The sequence below is a fragment of the Peribacillus sp. SIMBA_075 genome, assembly GCF_046534585.1.
Window position 1 is genome coordinate 1 of the sequence record NZ_JAWRYN010000637.1, and the last position, 271, is coordinate 271.

Here is a 271-nt window from a genome sequence, read left to right on the forward strand (position 1 = left end):
GGATTCAACCGATCGGGGTCGTGCTGGCACTCGCAGCTGCCCTGTTTTACTCCGTTTATATCGTTGTGGGTAACCGGGTGGTAAAAGGGCTATCGCCGTTTGTGACTGCCGGATATATTTCCTTATTCGCGGCCATTTCTACATTCTTTGTGGCGCAAAAGGATGGCGGGCTTGAGCTATCGTTCGGTGCTGTTGGCTGGTGGGCGCTGGCGGGGATTGTTGTGTTTTCTACCGTGATGGCGATTGGCTTTTTCTTTCAAGGGCTTCAGCT

1 protein-coding gene is annotated in these 271 nt (G+C 52.8%); it reads left to right on the forward strand.

All coding sequences use genetic code 11. The annotated features are described in order from the left end of the window. On the forward strand, positions 1-271 hold a 271-nt coding region (locus SB775_RS29725; RefSeq protein WP_410864833.1), incomplete at both ends, for an EamA family transporter.